Source organism: Polaromonas vacuolata (assembly GCF_012584515.1).
Taxonomy (GTDB): Bacteria; Pseudomonadota; Gammaproteobacteria; order Burkholderiales; family Burkholderiaceae_C; genus Polaromonas; species Polaromonas vacuolata.
Window position 1 is genome coordinate 2889462 of the sequence record NZ_CP051461.1, and the last position, 19657, is coordinate 2909118.

A 19657-nucleotide genomic window follows, 5' to 3' on the forward strand; every position below is an offset into this window, starting at 1 on the left:
TGCGCCCTAGACCTCGACTTTTATGACAGGAATAAAAATGAATCAAATACTCGATGAACAAGCGCCGGCCACGGCCATACAGCGCGCCGACTACAGCGCGCCGGCTTGGTGGGTAGACAGCGTTGATCTGTGCTTTGACCTAGACCCTATCAAAACCCGCGTGCTGAACAAAATGAAGCTGCGCCGCAACACCGATCTACCAGTCCAAGCCTTGCGGCTAGACGGCGAAGAGCTCAACTTAGCGCGCGTATTGGTCAACGGCCAAGGCAGCACTTTTAAGATGGACGGCAATCAATTGGTGCTCAGCAACCTGCCCGACGAGTGCGAGCTAGAGATATTTACCACCACCTGCCCGAGCAAAAACACCAAGCTCATGGGCTTGTATGTGAGCAACGACTCCTTCTTCACGCAGTGCGAAGCCGAGGGCTTTCGCCGCATCACCTATTTTCTAGACCGTCCCGATGTGATGGCCATGTATAGCGTGACCCTGCGCGCCGACAAGGCCAAATACCCAGTGCTGCTGTCGAACGGTAACTTGGTCGATTCCGGCGATCTCGAAGGTGGGCGCCACTTTGCTAAATGGGTAGATCCACACAAAAAACCTTGCTACTTGTTCGCGCTAGTGGCCGGTCAACTGGTTTGCCGCGAGCAACGCATCACGACGCGCGCCGGCAAAGACCATACGCTGCAAATTTATGTGCGCTCGGGCGATTTAGACAAGACCGAGCACGCAATGAATTCCTTGATTCACTCAGTCGCTTGGGACGAGGCCCGCTTTGGCCTGCCACTCGACTTAGAACGCTTCATGATTGTTGCCACCAGCGACTTCAACATGGGCGCGATGGAAAACAAAGGCCTGAACATCTTTAACACCAAGTACGTGTTGGCCAGTCAGGCCACCGCTACGGATGTGGATTTCTCGAATATCGAAAGCGTGGTCGGCCACGAATACTTTCACAACTGGACCGGCAACCGCATCACCTGCCGTGATTGGTTCCAGCTCTCGCTTAAAGAAGGCCTGACGGTTTTCCGCGACCAAGAATTCTCCACGGACTTGGCCGGTACCGCCTCAGCCCGGGCTGTGAAACGGATTGAAGATGTGCGCGTGCTGCGCACCAACCAATTCCCCGAAGATGCCGGCCCAATGGCGCATCCGGTTCGGCCAGACAGCTATGTAGAAATCAGCAATTTCTACACCGTGACGATTTACGAAAAAGGCGCTGAAGTCGTGCGCATGTACCAGACCTTGGTCGGACGCGCCGGCTTTGAAAAAGGCATCACGCTTTACTTCGAACGTCACGACGGCAATGCAGTCACCTGCGATGATTTTGCGCAAGCCATTGCAGACGCCAATCCAAGCTCAGTCCTGCCAAGTTTGCTGCCCCAGTTCAAGCGCTGGTATAGCCAAGCCGGCACACCGCGGGTGTCCGCTCAAGGCGTGTTTGATGCTGCCAGCCAGACCTATACATTGACCTTTAGCCAGCACTGCGCGGCCACGCCCGGCCAGACAGAAAAGCTGCCGTTTGTAATACCCGTGGTATTGGGTTTACTCGACGCCAATGGCAATGACTTACCGCTGCAACTAGAAGGCCAAGACGAGATTCACACCGGCAGCCAGCGGCTTGTATTGACCGAAGCCAGCCAAAGCTTTTGCTTTACCGGCGTCAACGCCGAGCCCGTGCCGTCAATTTTGCGCGGCCTGAGCGCACCAGTCGTGCTGGCGTTCGACTACAGCGACGCTCAGTTGCTGCACCTGCTGGCGCATGACAGCGACCCATTTAACCGCTGGGAAGCGGGCCAGCGCTTGGCCGTGAACCGTGCCACCGCCGCCATCAATGACAGCAGCGCCAACCCCGCCGCACTAGACGCCGCCTATATCGACGCCATGCGCGCCGTGCTGCGTCACCCCACGCTAGACGCAGCTTTTAAAGAGCTGGTGCTGACTTTGCCGTCCGAGGTCTATCTGGCCGAGCAACTAACCGTGGTCGACCCACAGCGCGTGCATACCGTGCGCCAAGCGATGCGCGAGCAGCTTGCAATCGAGCTAAAAGCCGACTGGGAAACCACTTACGCTGCGACCCAAGAAACCGGTGCTTATACGCCCGACGCTGTTTCATCCGGCAAGCGGGCGCTTTGCGGCATGGCCTTGACGCACCTATGTTTGGCCGCTGTTGCCGAAGGCAATGACCAGTGGCCAGCCATAGCACTGCAACGCTTTAAAAATGCCAGCAATATGACAGACCGCTTCAATGCACTGTCAGCCTTGGTCGGCAGTGGCCACGCATTGGCAATACCAGCGCTAGAGGAATTCCACGCCCTGTTTAAGAACGAAGCCTTGGTGCTGGACAAATGGTTCGCCCTACAAGTCACCGCACCTGACGTGGGCGGCAACACTTTGCCCAACGTCAAAAAGCTCATGAAGCACAGCGACTTTAGTCTGCGTAACCCGAACCGGGCGCGCAGTGTGATCAGCAGCTATTGCCAAGCCAATCCGGCCGGTTTCCACCGCCTTGATGCAGCCGGTTATCAGTTCTGGAGCGAGCGCGTGTTGGAGCTAGACGCGATTAACCCGCAAGTGGCCGCCCGACTGGCTCGCGCGCTAGACCGTTGGAGCAAGCTGGCAGAACCCTACCGAACTAACGCTAGACAAGCGATTGCACGTGTCGCAGCCAAGAGCGGCCTTAGCAAAGACACCCAAGAAGTCGTCACCCGCGCATTGGCCGATTAACTCTTATTTAACCGAGTAAAAAATGACTAAAAACATTTCTCTGACCCGCTATTTGGTGGAGCAGCAACGCCTACAAGGCCACATCCCGTCGCAGCTGCGCCTGTTACTTGAAGTCGTCGCACGGGCCTGTAAGGGCATTAGCCAAGCCGTCAACAAAGGCGCGCTAGGCGGTGTGTTGGGCACGGCTGGCAGCGAGAACGTGCAAGGCGAAGTACAAAAAAAGCTAGACATCATCGCCAACGAAGTGCTGATAGAAGCCAATGAATGGGGCGGCCATTTAGCCGCCATGGCGTCCGAAGAAATGGACAGCATTTATGTGGTGCCCAACCGCTACCCACAAGGCGAATACCTGCTGCTGTTTGACCCATTAGATGGCTCTAGCAACATCGACGTCAACGTCAGCATAGGCACGATTTTTAGTGTGCTTAAAAAGCCCGAAGGCAGCACCGCAATCGAAGAAAAAGATTTTCTGCAAGCCGGTAGCAAGCAAGTCGCTGCAGGTTACTGCGTCTACGGTCCGCAAACCACGCTGGTGCTAACAGTCGGTGATGGTGTTGCGATGTTCACGCTAGACCGCGAGCAAGGCTCTTTCGTGCTGACCGAAGAGCATGTGCAAATACCCCAAGACACGCAAGAGTTCGCCATCAACATGAGCAATATGCGCCACTGGGACGAACCCGTCACGCGCTACATAGACGAATGCCTGCTGGGTAGCGACGGTCCACGCGGCAAAAACTTCAACATGCGCTGGATCGCCTCTATGGTCGCCGACGTGCACCGCATACTCACACGCGGCGGCGTATTTTTGTACCCATGGGACAAACGCGAACCAGAAAAACCAGGCAAACTGCGTTTAATGTACGAGGCAAACCCTATGAGCTGGCTAATCGAGCAAGCCGGCGGCGCATCGACCAACGGCCGAGAACGCATTCTCGACATTAAACCGTCCAAACTGCATGAACGCGTCAGTGTCGTGCTAGGGTCGAAAAACGAAGTCGAACGCGTCACCCGCTTTCACCTAGAACAAAAAGGCTAAGGCTTAAAGCCGGGCTATACTCAAGGGCTTGTATTAAATACATGCCGCTTTAGCTCAGTTGGTAGAGCAGCTCCTTCGTAAGGAGAAGGTCGTCAGTTCGATTCCGACAAGTGGCACCAATACACATAAAGGCTCATTACTATGAAAATAGTAGCGAGCCTTTTTTGTTGGGGCTATTACAAACTCCGGCAAATGCTACTGCCCACCAATCGTGTCCCAGAATCACTCACAAAGAAAATCCGCGTGGGGCTGTTCTGTTGAAATTTTCACCAAATGTTTACAGGTAGCCATTGGCGACAAAACTTTTTGAACAGTCTCAAAAAAACTATAAACTCGTACTCATTGACGCCGAAAAACTAAGTTGCGATCACTCAGTTCTCATCACGACTTCACCAGTCCGCGCTTCACAGCGGCAGCCAGCAACTGATTGATTCGAGTTTGCCAGCCCGGCCCAGTCGCCTTGAAGGCTTCTAAAACCTCAGCATCTACACGCATATTCAGCGTCGGGCGCTTGATCGCCACGGCAGGACGGCCACGGCCTTTCTTGATTGTTGCACCAGCCCAATACGCAGCCACAGCGACGGCATCGTTGGGGTCATAGGGCTCACTGCCCGTTGTGAAATGAATAGCTGCATCGTCGGCACTTTCACGTTTGACGCGCTCCCAGTCGGTGCCAGTAGGTTTAACCGTCTTCTTGCCAGATTGCATACAACTTCCTTTCTTGTTTTGATGCCCGGCGCAGTGAGATGGCTCGCACTTGAGCGGGCTCACGCAGTACAAAAATTAGCGCCAGCACAACGCCAGCTAATTCCACCATTGCCTCATCCATTAATCGGCCTTCACCAGCCTTTGTAGACACCAGCGTCAACTTATCGGGTGCATCAAATACCAAGGGCGCATCTGCCAGTGATAAACCATGCTTTTTGATATTGGCTGCGTTCTTCTCAGGATCAAAGGTAAACAGTATTGATTAAAATTTTATTTGTTGTATGGGTAAATATTCATAGCATCAAACGCAATGACATGCCATTTGCCGGATTCGGCCATGGCGCCTAACTGCAACCCAACCTGATCCAAAATATGCGCTTAAATCTTTGTCAAAACACGCTTTAGTACAACCAGACTTAGCCACGTTTTACGCTGGACATTGGCCTGTATTCACCGCCAATGGGATAGTGGCAATTGATGCGCGGCCAGCTTCAACCGACTGAGAGAAGACTTTACAAGATTGAATCTTCAAAAAGTTCTGACTCGCCAGAAAGCGATGGCAATGACAATGACAATGACAATGACAACGACGATAGCAAGACCAGTGTGCGAGGACTGATTGGCTTGAATCGACATTCTTGCAATAAAAACTTCGTTTTACTACTGAATGCTGGCCTACCCAGCCAAGCACTGTTGTGACAAATATATCGCCGGGTAAACAACTCAAAACACTCAGACAGACAAGGTTTTGTCACATTAATTGCTAATACGAATAAAAACTATTATCATTCACTCACTTAATTCCAGCAGGAGTGTTTTCATGATTGTGTGTGTCTGCCATCGCGTCAATGACAAAACTATCGCCCAGTGCGCACGCTCAGGCGCTAGTTTTGACGACATTCAACTGGAGTTTGGCGTCGCCACCCAGTGCGGGCAGTGTGAGCAAGGTGCGCGTCGAATTTGGTCGGAATGCTGCCAGTCGATCTCGGTAGCGCACTTGCGCAATGAAAACATGCTTTCTATGCCCCTCGCCGCCTAACGCTGGTTTGCGCTGACTTTGGCAGCACGCGCTCAGCGTGTACTGCCCTGCTCTTTTCTCAAGCTGCGACTATTTTCGCAGGCTACCCCTTTGTCTTTCCAAGAAAAAATCCCTATGAACTGTCGCCAAACCACGCTCGTCCTGTCTATTGCAATGGGCGCTTTTTCGATCAGTGCAACAGCTGCGCAAGCAGTTAACCCGACCATCACACCTGCGCTTAGCGCAGCTGCCGCCGTTAGCCCCGCGACTGTGGTGGCTAACTACGCCGCCCTAGTTCACGCCACTTACAGCGACACTTTGAGCGCAACAAAAGCCATGCAAGCGGCGATTGCTGCCTTTGTAAAAACGCCTTCCGTAGAGACGCTGGCAACAGCCCGCATTCGTTGGTTGGCGGCACGTGAATTTTATGGCCAGACCGAAGCCTTTCGTTTCTACGGTGGCCCTATCGACGGCGACAACGGACCAGAAGGTCGCATGAATGCTTGGCCCATGGACGAAGCTTATGTGGATTCTGTCGAAGGCAAGCCCAATTCCGGCCTCATCAACAATCCCAAGTTCAAGATCACAAAAGCCAATCTGGCCGAATCCAACGAGCGCGATGGCGAAGAAAACATCAGCACCGGCTGGCATGCCATCGAATTTTTGCTGTGGGGCCAAGACCGCAGTGAAACCGGCCCCGGCGATCGCTCCTTCACCGACTATGTCGACGGCAAAGCGCCCAACGCAGATCGCCGGCGCCTGTACTTGAGCGTATCGACCGCTTTGCTAGTGGACGACCTTAGTGCTATTACTGCCCAATGGACACCGGGCAGCAAAAACTACCGGGCTAAATTTGAAAAAGGCGGTAAGGAATCGGTACGAAAAATCATAGTCGGCTTGGGTGCACTTTCACGCGGTGAGTTGGCCGGCGAGCGCATGGAAGTCGCACTCAATTCGCAAGACCAAGAAGACGAGCATTCCTGCTTTTCAGACAGCACACACCGTGACATCGTGAACAACGCCAAAGGCATTGAAAATGTCTGGCTTGGGCAATACAAACGGGCCAACGGTACGCTGTTAAAAGGCCCAGGTTTGGCCGATTTAGTGGCGCTAAGCCAGCCTAAAGTGGCGGCTCAAACCAGCGCCCAATTGGCCGCATCGGTAGCAGCAGCTGAGGCCATTCCAGCACCGTTTGACCGCGCCGTTGTGGGCGGCAAGGATGCGCCGGGTCGCCTAAAGATTCAGGCCACTATTGACAGCTTGGTAGAGCAGTCGAAGTTGCTCGTCACCTCTGCCAGTGCGGTAGGCATTACCAGACTAAACCTCGCGCAGCCTTGAATTGAATTGAATTGAATTGAATTGAATTGAGCATGGCCATGACAAGTTTCTTTGCCACTCGCTTGGCCGTATTTTCCACGCTGCTTTTAGGTGGACTTAGCACCGCTTGGCTGCAAGCGGGCGAGAACCCTGACCCTTTGGGCGAGAAGACTGGCGGCAGCACCACGGTCTACGCGAGTGGCAAAAACGCCTTCTCTTTTCCCTTAGCGTCGCTAGAAGACGAAGAGCGCACCCGCTTTGTAATTGGCAACTCGTTCTTCAAGCGCAACTGGGTCGAGGCACCCGCGTCCACCACGGCGCGTGACGGCCTAGGCCCGCATTTCATTGCCCGCGCCTGCGCTAGCTGCCACTCCCTCGATGGGCGCGGCGCACCGCCAGACTGGTCGCGCACGCTAGGGCCTGAGCCCGACGCCACTGTGGCGCTGTTGCTCAGGCTATCGGTACCCGGTAAACCAGCCGCGCACGAAGGTGTGGTCCCCGAGCCAAATTATGGCGATCAACTCAACAACGCTGCGATTGCCGGTGTCAAGCCTGAAGGGCGGGTGGAAATCACTAGCCAGAGCATTCACGGCCGCTTTGCTGACGGAACGCCCTACACCTTGCAGCAACCCCACTACCGCATAGTCGATCTGGGTTACGGCCCGATGGCACCAGATGTGATGATCAGCCCGCGCATCGCGCCACAACTGGCCGGTGTAGGTCTGCTCGAAGCCATTACAGAGGCAGATATTGAAGGCAATGCGCGCGCGCAAGCCGCAGCCGCAGGCCCAGTCAAAGGCCAGGTTAACCATGTCTGGGACGCATTTGCCAAAGCCGAGCGTGTCGGCCGATTCGGCTGGAAAGCCAATGTCGCCAGTCTGGCGCACCAAACAGCGGGCGCATTCAATGGCGACATGGGCATCACTTCCAGCCTGTTCCCGCAAGAGGGCTGCACAGCGGTCCAAATCGATTGTTTGGCAGCGCCCAGTGGCTGCCCGGCAAAAGGCAAGACTGACAAGGCAGGTAAAGCACCCGAGATTGACGACGACACCTTCGGCCAAGTGGTGTTCTATCAAGCCGCTCTCGCCCCAGTAGCGCGCCGCCAAGCTAAAGATCCGCAAGTACTGCGTGGTCAGGCCTTGTTTGCCCAAGCCCAATGTATCGCCTGCCACCGCCCCAGCTACGTGACAGGTGAAGGCCCTTTCCCGTCCCTGACCAGCTCAAAACTGTCGCGTCAGCGGATTTGGCCTTACACCGACTTGCTGCTGCACGACATGGGGCCGGCGCTGGCCGATGGACGACCAGACTTTCAGGCCAACGGTCAGCAATGGAAAACACCACCGCTCTGGGGCGTGGGTCTGATTGAGTCAGTCAACGGCCACCAACGCTTGCTGCATGACGGACGTGCCAACGGCGTACTGGAAGCCATACTCTGGCACGGCGGTGAGGCCAAACCAGCGCAACAAAAAGTCTTAAAAATGAGCTTGGCCGAACGCCAAGCCTTAATTAAATTTGTGGAGTCGCTTTGAATTTTTTTAACCGATTTAGCCCCGCCTCGATCCCAGCGATCACGCTCATCCTGGTTTTGTGTAGCGCCAGCGTCTACGCCGCACCCAAGGCAGCGGCGCTAGCCGAGTCGACCTACGCGCCAGTCAACGTCATGCCCAGTTATGGCCCAGAACATGCCATGCAAGGCATTTATAGTTTTCAGATGCCAGCACTGGCACAGCGTTTTCGTACACAAAGCCAGCAGTTGCTTCAGGTGACTGAGCGTTTCTGTCAAGGTAATGCCCCGCTGGCGGCAGTGCGCACCGAGTGGCAAACCACTCTGCTTAGCTGGGAAATGTTGTCAACACCCGCTGTAGGGCCCTTGGTGTCACGGCGCTCGCAGCGCCAAATCGATTTCTGGCCGACCCGGCCCAAACTTATAGACCGCGCTTTAATGGCAGACCCACAAAATCAGGTGGATATGGAGCGAGTGGGTACGCCCGCCAAAGGCTTACCAGCGATGGAATGGTTGCTGACCCAGTGGTCAGCGCCAGGTCAAGACAAACCGTCGGTGCGCGATTGCCGATTTATAACTTTAGTCGCCCAAGGCATTGCCGAAGAAGCCGTTGCCTTAGACGCGGCGTTTGCCACACTGGCGAGCAAAAATTGGACTGACTCGCGAACCCAAGCCAGAGCAGCCATGACCGAGTGGGTGAATCAATGGCTGGCGGGCTTGGAGCGCCTGCGCTGGGCTCAAATTGAAAAACCCATAGTCGCTTACCAGACCAGCCAATCCAACAACAAGGATGAGCAAATCGCTTTTGCGAGGCTTAGCATGGCGAGCAATCTAGCCGGCTGGAAGGCACAGTGGCAGAGTTTGTTAATCCAAGCCCGACTAACCGAAGCGCAATACCGCAACCCGCCTAAGCCCGGCCAAGCCTTGGTGCCGATTGAGGCCTTGTTAGTAGGCAGAGGGGAATTAGCGCTAGCAGGCCGCTGGGTGGCCGCGTTGGATAAGGTAAGTGCAACCATGGCTGTATTGAAACCCGACGCTAGTGCGAAAGAGTTGCTGGCTGTTGCTCAGCAGATGAAGGCCGTTAGCCTGTTGTTTCAAAACCAAGTCGTCAGCGTCCTTGGCACACCTTTGGGATTCTCAGATGCCGATGGCGATTGAGCCTAAGGCCACCAGCGTCCGTCTAAACCGTCGCGACTGGTTAAGCCAAGCGGCCATCGCCGGACTAAGCCCTTGGTTAGCGGGTACAGCCTTAGCCAGTCAAACCGCATCGCCCACCAACACGCTGATTGCCAGTTGGCAATCACCAAATTCAAACCATATTGGATTGATTGATGTAGATGCCTCGCAGTGGCGAATAAGCCGCTCACTCGCCCTACCCACCCGAGCCCACGGTTTGGCTGTAGAGGGCAGTGGCAGCGTACTGGCTTTGGCTCGCCGACCTGGCGACTGGCTGCTGCGCTGGCAGCCCAGTACGGGCAAAACCCAATGGCAGTGGATAGAAGGTGACCGCCAGTTTAACGGCCATGTAGAGTCCAGCCCGCAAGGCGATACCCTGTGGACCACCGAAACCAACCTAGAAACCGCGCAAGGCTTGTTGGGCGTTCGTGAGCGCAACAGCCTAAAAAAAATCGCCGAATGGTCAACCCAAGGCATGGACCCGCATGCGTTATTGGTGTTGCCGCAATCGCTGGGCCAGATTCCAGCGGGAAGCCTGATAGTGGCTAACGGCGGTATTCCTACTTTGCCGGAAACCGGACGCGTCAAGCGCGGTTTGGATCGCATGGACGCCTCGCTAATCGCCTTAAACCCGCACACCGGCGCGGTGTTGGGACAGTGGCGTTTGGCCGATCCTTTTTTAAGCATTCGTCATCTGGCCTGGGATCCGGTTTCGCGCCGCTTAGGCATTGCTTTACAAGCCGAGCATCTCGATAGTGCCCAACGCCTAGCCGCGCCCGTGCTGGCGGTGTGGAACGGAGAGCAGCTTTTGCCCGCAACCGCTCAACCCAGCTTGCGAGGCTATGGCGGCGACATTTGCGCCCTGCCCGGTGGCGGCTTTGCCGTCAGTTGCCCACGCGCCGATACGCTAGCTCTGTTTACGTCGGCGGCCGTCTGGCGCCAAAATCAGCCGCATCGCCAAGTTTGTGCGCTGACCGAACAGCGCAACCAGCTCTGGGCCAGTGGACAGGACGGCGTGCTGAGTATGACAACGCCTCCGACCATCAGCGTGGTCAGTAGCGCGGCAAACGCAGAGCGCCTTCAATTCGACAATCACTGGCTCAACTTCAATTAGCCTCACACCTGACATTAATAACCTTCAGGCTTGAAGAGACACAAATACGCGACGTATCATCACTTTCTATCGTTTCCATTGCAATTGTAAAAAAAGGATTTTCTATGACCGGCGACAAACAAGCCATTGCCCACTTACAGGCACAACTGAAAAACGAATTAACCGCTATCAACCAATACTTTGTGCATTACCGCATGCTCAAACACTGGGGTTTTGATAAGTTGGCTAAGAAGGAATACGAGGAATCGATTGGTGAGATGAAGCACGCAGACCTGTTGATGGACCGCATCTTTATGCTCGACGGTCTGCCCAATCTGCAAGACCTAGGCAAGCTCAACATTGGTGAAAACGTACCCGAGATTCTCTCCAGTGACTTAGCCTTAGAGCGCGGCGCCCAATCCACCATCAAGGACGGCATTGCCTATACCGAGAGCGTGCGTGACTACGTGTCCCGCGATCTGCTGCTAAAAATCTTGGACGATACCGAAGAGCATGTTGACTTTTTGGAAACCCAAATCGAATTGATTGAAAAAATAGGCTTGCAAAACTATCAGCAAAGCATCATGGGTGAGATCGAGTAAGTTAATACTCGCCTATTTTTTCGAATCCAATAGGGCGCTAGCGCCCTATTTTTTTTGTGCTGTCGCGGTTAGTCAACCGTCGATACTGACCCAACAAAACTGCAACCGCTGAATCATTTATTACGGAAAAACGGACTGACCCAATCCGCCCCCCTCTTTCTCTAGCGCTAAGGGCTGTTTAATTTATAGCCTTAGCGGTGTGCAATAAAGTGTCTGTCTTGCGCTTGGCGATCTGCCTTCGCGAGCGCCGTTTGCGCGCCCAAATCACGATGCCAGTGACCGACAGCATCGCCACCATCACACCCATGAAAGACATCAAAATACGCCCCGGCATGCCCAATAGCCTGCCCGAATGCAGCGGTAGCTGAAGCTGCACAAAGACATCGGCCGCCGTACCCTGCCACGGCCGGTACTCGCCCAACACACTGCCGTCCTTGGCATCGATGTAGAGGTTAGACAAGCCCATGCCCATGGCGCCGCTTTCATCGGCAGGGTCGAAAAAGGACACGTTGTAGAAAGCGAAGTCTCCGCCGTAATAAATCCCGCTAGGTGGATACTCGTAATTGCGATTAACGGCCTCGGCAGTCGCCACGCGCAAAGCTTGAGCAAAACCTATCGTCGGCGGCACGTAACGACCCAAGGGAGCGGGCGTCTGCGTTTCGTAGGGGCCAGGCGTTGTTTTTGATACCAGCGACATCACCGGGTAGAACACTTCCCGGTACAGGTTCAGGGAAAACGATGTGAACGCCACCACAATAATCACACCCCAAACCCACAACCCACCCGCGCGGTGAAGGTCAAAGTTGAGCTTGTAGCCACCGGCTTTCCAGCGCAGCAGCCAAGACGGTTTCCAGCGTTGCCACCAACTCGACGGGCTACGTTGCACGGGCACTGCATCGCTACGTATGCGTAGACGACGCGGCGTAGTCAGGCACAGCGCAACAAAACTGTCCAGCAACCAAAGTAGCGCGACGCATCCCATCAACCAGTAACCCCAGCGATCAGTACCCCAGAAGGCGGGAATATGCAGACTGTAGTGAACAGTGCGCAAAAATGGCATCAGGCTGCGCCGCGACAGGGACACGGCCTGCGAATCGCGCCGACCAGTTATTTTGGCCGTCACCGGGTCAACAAATACATCGTCGTAGTCCAGCACAAAGGGCTGGCCAGTCGCTGGGTTTACCAGTGGGCGCACGAAAAAAGAAGCGGCGTGACCTTCTTCGAGAGCCAGAGTGATGTAGCTGACCTGCACACGTGGATCATCCGCCTCGACAGCTGCGGCCAATGCCAGCGGTTCTAGCAACAGCCCGCGCCCCGGGGTTTCCATGATGTCGGCGTTGAGCCACTCGTCGAGCTCGTGGTCCCACGAAGTGACCGCACCGGTCAAGCCGGCTACTATCAAAAACAGCGCAAGCGTGAGTCCAACCCAGCGATGGATCAGGGTGAAAAAAGCACGTAGATTTAAGCGCTGCATTTAAAAATCGACGCTTGCGCTAACAACCAAGGTGCGCGGCGCGCCCAGCACCAGATAGTTGGAACCAGCACCACCGGTTGAGGCCCAGTAAGACTTGTTGAGTAAATTGTCTATGCGGGCACGCCAGGTCAAGACATTGCCGTTACCGGCCTCCATCAGATAGCGCGCGCCTGCGTCCAAGCGAGTCCAAGAGTCAAGCTGCTGGGTGTTGCTGGCATTCGCATATTGCTTGCTGGTATTGATTACCCGGGCGTTGAGCGAGAGCCCGCGCACGCTAGCCACATCCCATTCAGCCCCGATATTTAATTGCTGGCGCGGCACACCGATGGCGTCCTTACCGTCATTTTGGCCATCTTGGGTGCGGGTCTGTTTTGCCTTGATCAAGGTCAAACCGCCCAACAGGCGCAGACCACGCGCAGCTTCGCCGTAGACAGACAGTTCAAGGCCTTGATTGCGTTGCTCGCCGTAGGTGCCGTAGACCTGATTTTGCACATACGCCAGCGGCTTTGCAGTCGTAAACAGCGCAACACTGGCACCAAAAGTTCCGCCGTCGTATTTGGCGCCGATCTCTTTTTGTTTTGCATTGAACGGTGCTTGTGACTGACCGCCATTGGTGACCGGTTGACCCGCAAAAGTGACCGGCGCCGTACCGCCCTGCACCAGACCCTCTATGTAATTGGCATACAGCGAAATATGGCTGCTGGGCTTGACAACAAGGCCCGCGACTGGGCTGGTGCGGCTTTGGTTGTAGTTGGCAATCTGTGCTGACGTGTTGTAGGCAAAGCTGTCCTGTTGGATGGTCTGGTTGCGCGCACCCAAGGTCAAAAGCACGCTGTCTTGCGCAAACGCCAAGGTGTCAGCAAGGGCAATGCTCGACGTCTTAATTTTGTCAGTCAAGCCCGGGCTACTCAAGGAATTACCCACGAAAAAGCCGGGTCCGTTTTCAGCCGGAAAAGCGGAGGCAGAAGGCTTGTAAATGTTGCTGGCAAAAGATGCTGCAGAAATGGCGTAAGCGTTGCGTCTGTCGTTGCTAAAGCTGTTGATGGATGCCACCACTGTGTGGCCTACGGCACCGGTGTTGAATTTTCCGCGAAGACCGGCCTCTGCCGTCGTGACTTTGTCTTCCCGCGTGTTGCTAAACCGTATGCTTGAGGTGTCACCAGCGCTGTTAATGAGGGTGGGATTAGACAGTATGTTGTCTTCGTTGCTGTAGCGAATGCCGCCTGCGGTCCACGCCGTCAGACTTGGCGTTAAATCTACTTCGCCACGAAATGTAGCGAAGGTGTCGCGCTCTTTTGAATAAGTCCAAGGCTGAGCGAAGTTGCCTCTGGCATCAGGCGCTACAGGAATCGCAAAAAGAGAAGACGGCGTGACGCTGGGACGGCCCTGTGTCAGTTTGTAGTCTTGATAACCAATGTCTGCTGAGAGTCGCACATCGCGGCTGCGCCAGTCCAACCCAATGCCGAGGGCGGTAAGGTCAACTTTTTCTTGGCCAATCCCAGTTCCGCCATTTCGGCGAACCGCATTCAAACGAACGCCTGTGTCTTGATTCGGGCCGAAGCGACGTGCAATATCGGTCGAAACAGACGCCTGGCCGCCGGTTTGAAGGCTCAGACCGGCTCGGGTCAATGCCTCATTCGGGGCCCGCTTAGGGAGCAAGTTGATGGCACCGCCCAAACCACTGCCGCCGGGCGCTGCGCCGTTGAGGAAAGTATTCGCGCCACGGAAAACCTCCACCCGTTCCACAAACTCCGCCGCGATGTATTGGCGTGGCAACATGCCATAAAGACCGTTGTAAGCGACGTCATCAGAGAAAACCGGGAAGCCTCTAACGATATACACCTCCTGAAAGTTGCCGAAACCACGCGCCTGACGCACGGATGAGTCGTTGAGCAACACGTCAGCAACACTTTTGGCTTGCTGGTCTTGAATCAATATATTGGTGTAACTGGTGCTGGAAAACGGCGTATCCATCACGTCCTGCGTACCGAAAACGCCCACTCTGCCGCCCCGAGCGACTTGACCGCCAGCGAAAGGTTTGCTCAAACCTTCAGCCGAAGCATCAGCACTGGCGTTTACGGTGATAACCCCCAGTGTCTGTACTTCAGGCTCGGTTGTGGTTTGCTTTGACGCTTGTGCATACGTCGTTTGGGTAACAAAAAACAGAGCTGCAGCGACGGCGATGGGCGTGAGATTGGGTTGTAAAAGCATTTCTGAAAATTCTTGTAAATGAGAATGAGTATTATTACAGAAATGTAAATCCTCAAAAACGAAGATGATTGTTTGGGCAGATGAAGACAACCATGACTCACAAAATGCCGTTCTCAAGCTTTTGTCATGCAGCCAAACCAGTTGTTTTAGCGACCAATTTAATGCCCGAGAGCAATCGGCCAAAGCGTGCTCAGTTTTAAATCCAGACGTGTTCAGCGCTATCGATCACTTTGCCGGTAAACCCAATGTTGGTGAGAGTCAGGCAAGTAGCTCACAAACAGCATCACAAGTCAGTGCCACGCAGGCCGCCGCCCACATTAGGGCATCCCCCCGCATGTCAGCATCGCTGAGTATTTTTGAAGCATGAACAAGCAAAGCGTTCATTAGATTGAGACCTTGAGTCTTGACCGTGATTGTGCTGAAACACAGCAGTTTCAACGCGCATCCACCATCAAGCAAGCTGGTTTGTAGCGTGGTAAAAATATTGCTGCCATCTACATCATGGGCATCGTGCTCATCGCTTTTTCTGAGCCAGCGTCAGCAAGTGCAATTGGCTCAACTGATCCCTACGAAGGTGATGCTGATGCTCTGAAGCAAGTGCGACAAAGAGAGGCGGTAAAAGTCTATGACACAAAGCCACTGCGAAATAGCAAACCTAAAGTCTAAGCCCACCTAGCGAAGCCATTTTTTTATACGCTGCTTCAATCGTTCTCAAAACACTTTATTCTTAAAAAACGGCCCGCTGTTTTCATGACCACACCAAAATAAAAACTAAGATTTCTACTTTCATCCGGTAAATGACATGCGATGAATTTAGCGCGGATTTGTACCAAATATATTGGGCTTCCTGCTACTCAGAATATGCACTTTCATTTTTAAACATAGCTTTTAAAAATTAATTCTAATCATCCAAAAAAACTCAAAAATCTTACAAATTAGAAATAGTATTTAAGCGCATCAATACTTACTTATGATTTTCTCCACGCATCTGAAATTAAAAAAATCATTTTGCAAACAGGGAAAAGTCAACGTCTGACAGCATAGATTTAATACGAATAAAAGAAGAATTAAATTTAAAAAAATTTCACTTTAAATAAGTAAAAATATAAATTTAAAAATAATGCTTTAATGACACACATTTAATTGAAATGAACAGAATGTCTAACTATTTTTCGCATGTGTTAATTTTTATTAAAAAAAACAATACTTATCATTTGATAGATATTTGAAAAAAAATTGGCTTTAAAAACTAAAAATACTTGCTAGTCATCAGGGAACAAAAAAATGCCACAAGGAATATTGAGAACCCTGAGCCACGAGGCCTTGATCACAGAGGGGGCCTTGCAAAGCGCTATTTTTAATAGCATTAATTTCTCCTGCATTGCAACCGACACCAAGGGCGTGATTCAGATCTTCAGTATGGGTGCCGAGCGCATGTTGGGCTACGCAGCCAAGGAAGTGGTCAACCGCATCACACCGGCTGATATTTCTGATTTAGAAGAAGTCATAGCCCGCGCCAAAAATTTAAGTCTGACACTTTATACACATATCGAACCGGGCTTTGAAGCTTTGATTTTTAATGCATCGCGCGGCATTGAAGATATCTACGAGCTAACCTATATCCGCAAAGACGGCAGCCGCTTTCCCGCCATGGTATCCGTCACGGCGCTGCGTGATGAAGAAGACCTCATCATCGGTTACCTGCTGATTGGCACGGATAACACCGCTCGCAAAAAGATAGAAAAAGAGCGTACTAAACTAGACCAACGTTTGCGTGATTTACAGTTTTATACCCAGTCGCTGTTTGAAGCGAGTATTGACGCCATCATCACAACCAATCCAGAGGGCATCGTCACCGATGTCAATCAACGGATGGAGGTGCTCACCGCACGCACCCGTAGTGAGCTCATAGGCTCGCCCTTTAATCGACACTTCACCGACCCACATCGCGCACAGGCCGTAATCAGCAAAGCCTTGAGCAACGGAAAGCTGACAAATTACGAGTTGACGGCGCTGAGCCAAGATAAGCAAGAAACCGTAGTGTCGTGCAACGCCGCGATTTTCTACGACCAAGAAAAACGAGTGCGAGGCGTGTTCGCGGCTGCGCGTGTTGTTACGGCACAAAAAGCAGCTGAGCATGCGCTGCGGACCTCGGAGATGTTTTCAAAGTCCACACTAGACGCTGCGTCATCACCGATATGCGTGCTCAATAAATCTGGCGAAATACTGGCCGTTAATCGGGCTTGGTGCGATGGTGCCGATGCGGCCAACAAGCAACCACAACACATGAACTTTAGCAGCGGTATAGGTAGTAATTACCTCGATTTATGTGATGAAGCCAGTGGACAATATGCTACGCAGGCAGCACTTTTGGCAAAGAGCATTCGCAGAGTGATCGAAGACGAAAGTCAAGAATTGACGATTGAGTACGCCGCATTCACAGCAACTGAGAAATCTTGGTTTCTAGCCAGAATCACGCGCTTTCATGGCGATAGCGCAAACGTGGTCGTGGCGCATGTAAATATCACCGAACGCAAAATCGCTGCGCTGCGTGAACACCACCAGCACCGAGTCGTGCAATTACTGGCCGCCAAAGCACCGTTCGAAGACGTGCTGAGCGCCATCGCACGCAATGTTGAAGAAATCAACGAAAACCTGCTGTGCAGTATTGAGCTGCTGGCCAAGGATGGTAGAAACTCTCGTATCGGTGCCGCCCCAAGTTTGCCAGACTTTTTCAAATCAGCAATCGGCGACAAATCGGTTATGGATGACAAAGATGCAAAGGGGCGTGTCGGGCAAGAAGCAATTAGCAGCAGTCAGAGATTTTTAACAAAAGACGATGCTTGCCTTTGTTGCTTGGCGACGTATCAAAAGTTGGCCGATCAGTACGGAATCCATTCCAGTTGGGCGCAATCAATAGTTTCGGCACAAGACCAACAACTAGGCATTTTCACCATCTATCAGCGCCATCTCCATGTGCCCAGCAACGCTGACTTACAACTGGTGCAAGACCAAGCAAGTCTGGTTGCAGTGGCGATAGAAAAAATCCAAGCAGAGACCCAGCAGCGACTCGCCGCCAGCGTTTTTTCTCATGTCCGCGAAGCCATCATGATTACCGATGCAGCAGGGATGATTGTTGAAGTCAATGAAACCTTCTCGCGCATTACCGGCCACGAACAGTCAGACGCAGCCGGTAAACCTATGCGTATGCTCAGTTCAAACCAGCAGAGTCATGCGTTTTTTTTGACTATGTGGCACGAACTCGTCGAGAAAGGTCACTGGAGCGGTGAGACATTAAGCCAACGTAAGAACGGCGATAACTTTGCGTCCATGCTGTCCATTAGCGCAGTGCGTGACACGCTAGGCGCGACACAAAATTACGTGGCGCTGTTTTCTGACATCACGCTGATGAAGCAGCACGCCGAGCAGCTCGAACATATCGCTCACTACGACTCACTAACTCACCTGCCCAACCGCGTGCTACTAGCCGATCGCTTAAAACAAGCCCTGCTCAATTGCAAACGTCGAGGTAATTCTTTAGCCGTGGTGTTTTTGGATTTAGACAACTTCAAGAAAGTCAATGACGAGCACGGCCACAACGTAGGCGATGAGCTACTGGTCACCTTAGCCCAGCGAATGAAAGCAGCACTGCGCAGCGGAGACACACTGGCGCGTTTGGGCGGCGATGAGTTCGTGGCGATACTGGTGGACATGCAAACCTCAAATGACTATGAACAAGTGGTTCATCGTCTGCTCGAAGCAGCCTCAAGCCCGGTCATGACCACAGAGCATGAGCTGTGTGTATCGGCCAGCATAGGCGTGACTATTTATCCACATGACGACGGTGACGCTGACCTACTCATTCGCCATGCAGATCAAGCCATGTACGCCGCCAAACAGACGGGGCGCAACCGCTACAACCTCTTTGATATGGACTTAGAAGAAGCGATGCTCACTCGGCACAGTGGCCTAGAAAACATTCGGCAAGCGCTTGAAAATAAAGAATTTGTACTTTTTTATCAGCCTAAAATTAATATGGCGACGAATGAAGTGGTCGGTTCTGAAGCACTCATTCGTTGGCAACACCCAACGCGAGGTCTGCTTTCACCCGCCGATTTTCTGCCGTTAATAGAGAACCACCCACTGAGTGTGATGGTAGGAGAATGGGTGATTGAGACCGCACTAAAACAACTCTCAATTTGGCGTGGCATGGGCTTAAACATACCGGTAAGTGTCAACATAGGCGCGCGCCAACTGCAAGAAGATGAATTCGAAGCGCATCTCACCAAGGCACTTGAGGCCCACCGCGATGTCCCATCGCATTGCTTAGAGCTCGAAGTATTAGAAAGCAGCGCACTAGAAGACATGAACAAAATCTCACGCGTGATGCGCGCCTGCTGCGCGCTAGGTGTAAGATTTTTACTCGACGATTTCGGCACTGGTCACTCCTCGCTGACGCACCTTAGACGATTGCCAGCGGACGTTATTAAAATAGACCAAAGCTTTGTACGTGACATGCTGGAGGACTCAGAAGATTTGGCGATAGTTAAAGGTGTTATTGCACTAGCGGTAACCTTAAAACTCGAAATAATCGCCGAGGGCGTAGAAACAAAAGCCCATGGCGATATGTTGATATCCTTGGGCTGTACGCTCGCCCAAGGCTATGGAATTGCCAGACCAATGCCAGAAGACAAGCTACCTAACTGGGTTAAAAATTGGCACACAAACCCAGCATGGACAGCATGAGGCATTCAAAAAAAAATCACTTTACCGGTCTTACTTAAACTTGG

At 52.9% G+C, this 19657-nt stretch carries 15 protein-coding genes and 1 tRNA gene; 11 read left to right on the top strand and 5 right to left on the bottom strand.

Annotated features, from left to right (window positions below; all coding sequences use genetic code 11):
• Nucleotides 1–37: 37 nt before the first annotated feature.
• The 3 genes from pepN (at nt 38) to HC248_RS13185 (ending at nt 3883) form a co-directional block, all read left to right on the top strand.
• Entirely contained in the window at nt 38–2728 is a 2691-nt protein-coding gene (gene pepN, locus HC248_RS13175) for an aminopeptidase N (RefSeq protein ID WP_168922871.1), read from the top strand.
• 22 nt (nt 2729–2750) lie between these two features.
• The gene (locus HC248_RS13180) at nt 2751–3764 is read left to right on the top strand and encodes a class 1 fructose-bisphosphatase (protein WP_168922872.1); all 1014 of its coding nucleotides are present in this window, start codon (nt 2751–2753) and stop codon (nt 3762–3764) included.
• A 43-nt stretch (nt 3765–3807) separates the two neighbouring features.
• Nucleotides 3808–3883: transfer RNA gene (locus HC248_RS13185), tRNA-Thr, on the top strand.
• A gap of 262 nt (nt 3884–4145) precedes the next feature.
• Here HC248_RS13185 and HC248_RS13190 read toward each other — a convergent pair.
• Both HC248_RS13190 and HC248_RS13195 read right to left on the bottom strand, forming a co-directional pair.
• Nucleotides 4146–4472, bottom strand: a complete 327-nt coding sequence (locus tag HC248_RS13190) for a BrnA antitoxin family protein (protein WP_168922873.1) — start codon at nt 4470–4472, stop codon at nt 4146–4148.
• The gene (locus HC248_RS13195) at nt 4447–4731 is read right to left on the bottom strand and encodes a BrnT family toxin (RefSeq protein ID WP_202882471.1); all 285 of its coding nucleotides are present in this window, start codon (nt 4729–4731) and stop codon (nt 4447–4449) included. The genes HC248_RS13190 and HC248_RS13195 overlap by 26 nt, the downstream gene beginning before the upstream one ends.
• A 218-nt stretch (nt 4732–4949) precedes the next feature.
• On the opposite strand from HC248_RS13195, the gene HC248_RS13200 reads away from it, so the two are divergent.
• The 7 genes from HC248_RS13200 to bfr all read left to right on the top strand — a co-directional run bounded on the left by HC248_RS13200 (nt 4950) and on the right by bfr (nt 11182).
• The gene (locus HC248_RS13200) at nt 4950–5171 is read left to right on the top strand and encodes a hypothetical protein (protein ID WP_168922874.1); all 222 of its coding nucleotides are present in this window, start codon (nt 4950–4952) and stop codon (nt 5169–5171) included.
• 121 nt (nt 5172–5292) lie between these two features.
• Nucleotides 5293–5511, top strand: coding sequence for a (2Fe-2S)-binding protein (locus tag HC248_RS13205; RefSeq protein WP_168922875.1), 219 nt, complete (start codon nt 5293–5295; stop codon nt 5509–5511).
• A 114-nt stretch (nt 5512–5625) separates the two neighbouring features.
• Complete coding sequence (locus tag HC248_RS13210; protein ID WP_168922876.1) at nt 5626–6828, top strand: imelysin family protein; 1203 nt, start codon at nt 5626–5628, stop codon at nt 6826–6828.
• A 38-nt stretch (nt 6829–6866) separates the two neighbouring features.
• Nucleotides 6867–8336 carry a di-heme oxidoreductase family protein gene (locus HC248_RS13215; protein WP_238342629.1) on the top strand — a complete coding sequence of 490 codons (1470 nt, stop codon included), beginning with the start codon at nt 6867–6869 and terminating at the stop codon, nt 8334–8336.
• Entirely contained in the window at nt 8333–9469 is a 1137-nt protein-coding gene (locus HC248_RS13220; RefSeq protein ID WP_168922878.1) for an imelysin family protein, read from the top strand. The genes HC248_RS13215 and HC248_RS13220 overlap by 4 nt, the downstream gene beginning before the upstream one ends.
• Nucleotides 9429–10601, top strand: coding sequence for a DUF1513 domain-containing protein (locus HC248_RS13225; protein ID WP_168922879.1), 1173 nt, complete (start codon nt 9429–9431; stop codon nt 10599–10601). Before HC248_RS13220 ends, HC248_RS13225 begins: the two co-directional genes overlap by 41 nt.
• A 104-nt stretch (nt 10602–10705) precedes the next feature.
• On the top strand, nt 10706–11182 hold the full coding sequence (gene bfr, locus HC248_RS13230; RefSeq protein ID WP_168922880.1) for a bacterioferritin: 477 nt from the start codon (nt 10706–10708) through the stop codon (nt 11180–11182).
• Between the two features lie 178 nt (nt 11183–11360).
• On the opposite strand, the gene HC248_RS13235 is transcribed toward bfr, so the two are convergent.
• The 3 genes from HC248_RS13235 to HC248_RS17855 all read right to left on the bottom strand — a co-directional run bounded on the left by HC248_RS13235 (nt 11361) and on the right by HC248_RS17855 (nt 15251).
• Complete coding sequence (locus tag HC248_RS13235) at nt 11361–12656, bottom strand: PepSY-associated TM helix domain-containing protein (protein WP_168922881.1); 1296 nt, start codon at nt 12654–12656, stop codon at nt 11361–11363.
• The gene (locus tag HC248_RS13240; protein WP_168922882.1) at nt 12657–14867 is read right to left on the bottom strand and encodes a TonB-dependent receptor; all 2211 of its coding nucleotides are present in this window, start codon (nt 14865–14867) and stop codon (nt 12657–12659) included.
• Nucleotides 14868–15125: 258 nt separating this feature from the next.
• Nucleotides 15126–15251: a hypothetical protein gene (locus HC248_RS17855; RefSeq protein ID WP_272953619.1), complete on the bottom strand. Its 126-nt coding sequence runs from the start codon at nt 15249–15251 to the stop codon at nt 15126–15128.
• A 900-nt stretch (nt 15252–16151) separates the two neighbouring features.
• Between HC248_RS17855 and HC248_RS13245 the strand changes: the two genes are divergently transcribed.
• Entirely contained in the window at nt 16152–19613 is a 3462-nt protein-coding gene (locus HC248_RS13245) for a bifunctional diguanylate cyclase/phosphodiesterase (RefSeq protein WP_168922883.1), read from the top strand.
• Nucleotides 19614–19657: the final 44 nt, after the last annotated feature.

Coding starts and splice junctions, on each gene's coding strand:
- pepN (WP_168922871.1), top strand. CDS start 38: ATGAATCAAATACTCGATGAACAAGCGCCGGCCACGGCCATACAGCGC.
- HC248_RS13180 (WP_168922872.1), top strand. CDS start 2,751: ATGACTAAAAACATTTCTCTGACCCGCTATTTGGTGGAGCAGCAACGC.
- HC248_RS13190 (WP_168922873.1), bottom strand. CDS start 4,472: ATGCAATCTGGCAAGAAGACGGTTAAACCTACTGGCACCGACTGGGAG.
- HC248_RS13200 (WP_168922874.1), top strand. CDS start 4,950: ATGCGCGGCCAGCTTCAACCGACTGAGAGAAGACTTTACAAGATTGAA.
- HC248_RS13205 (WP_168922875.1), top strand. CDS start 5,293: ATGATTGTGTGTGTCTGCCATCGCGTCAATGACAAAACTATCGCCCAG.
- HC248_RS13210 (WP_168922876.1), top strand. CDS start 5,626: ATGAACTGTCGCCAAACCACGCTCGTCCTGTCTATTGCAATGGGCGCT.
- HC248_RS13215 (WP_238342629.1), top strand. CDS start 6,867: ATGACAAGTTTCTTTGCCACTCGCTTGGCCGTATTTTCCACGCTGCTT.
- bfr (WP_168922880.1), top strand. CDS start 10,706: ATGACCGGCGACAAACAAGCCATTGCCCACTTACAGGCACAACTGAAA.
- HC248_RS13235 (WP_168922881.1), bottom strand. CDS start 12,656: ATGCAGCGCTTAAATCTACGTGCTTTTTTCACCCTGATCCATCGCTGG.
- HC248_RS13240 (WP_168922882.1), bottom strand. CDS start 14,867: ATGCTTTTACAACCCAATCTCACGCCCATCGCCGTCGCTGCAGCTCTG.
- HC248_RS17855 (WP_272953619.1), bottom strand. CDS start 15,251: ATGAACGCTTTGCTTGTTCATGCTTCAAAAATACTCAGCGATGCTGAC.
- HC248_RS13245 (WP_168922883.1), top strand. CDS start 16,152: ATGCCACAAGGAATATTGAGAACCCTGAGCCACGAGGCCTTGATCACA.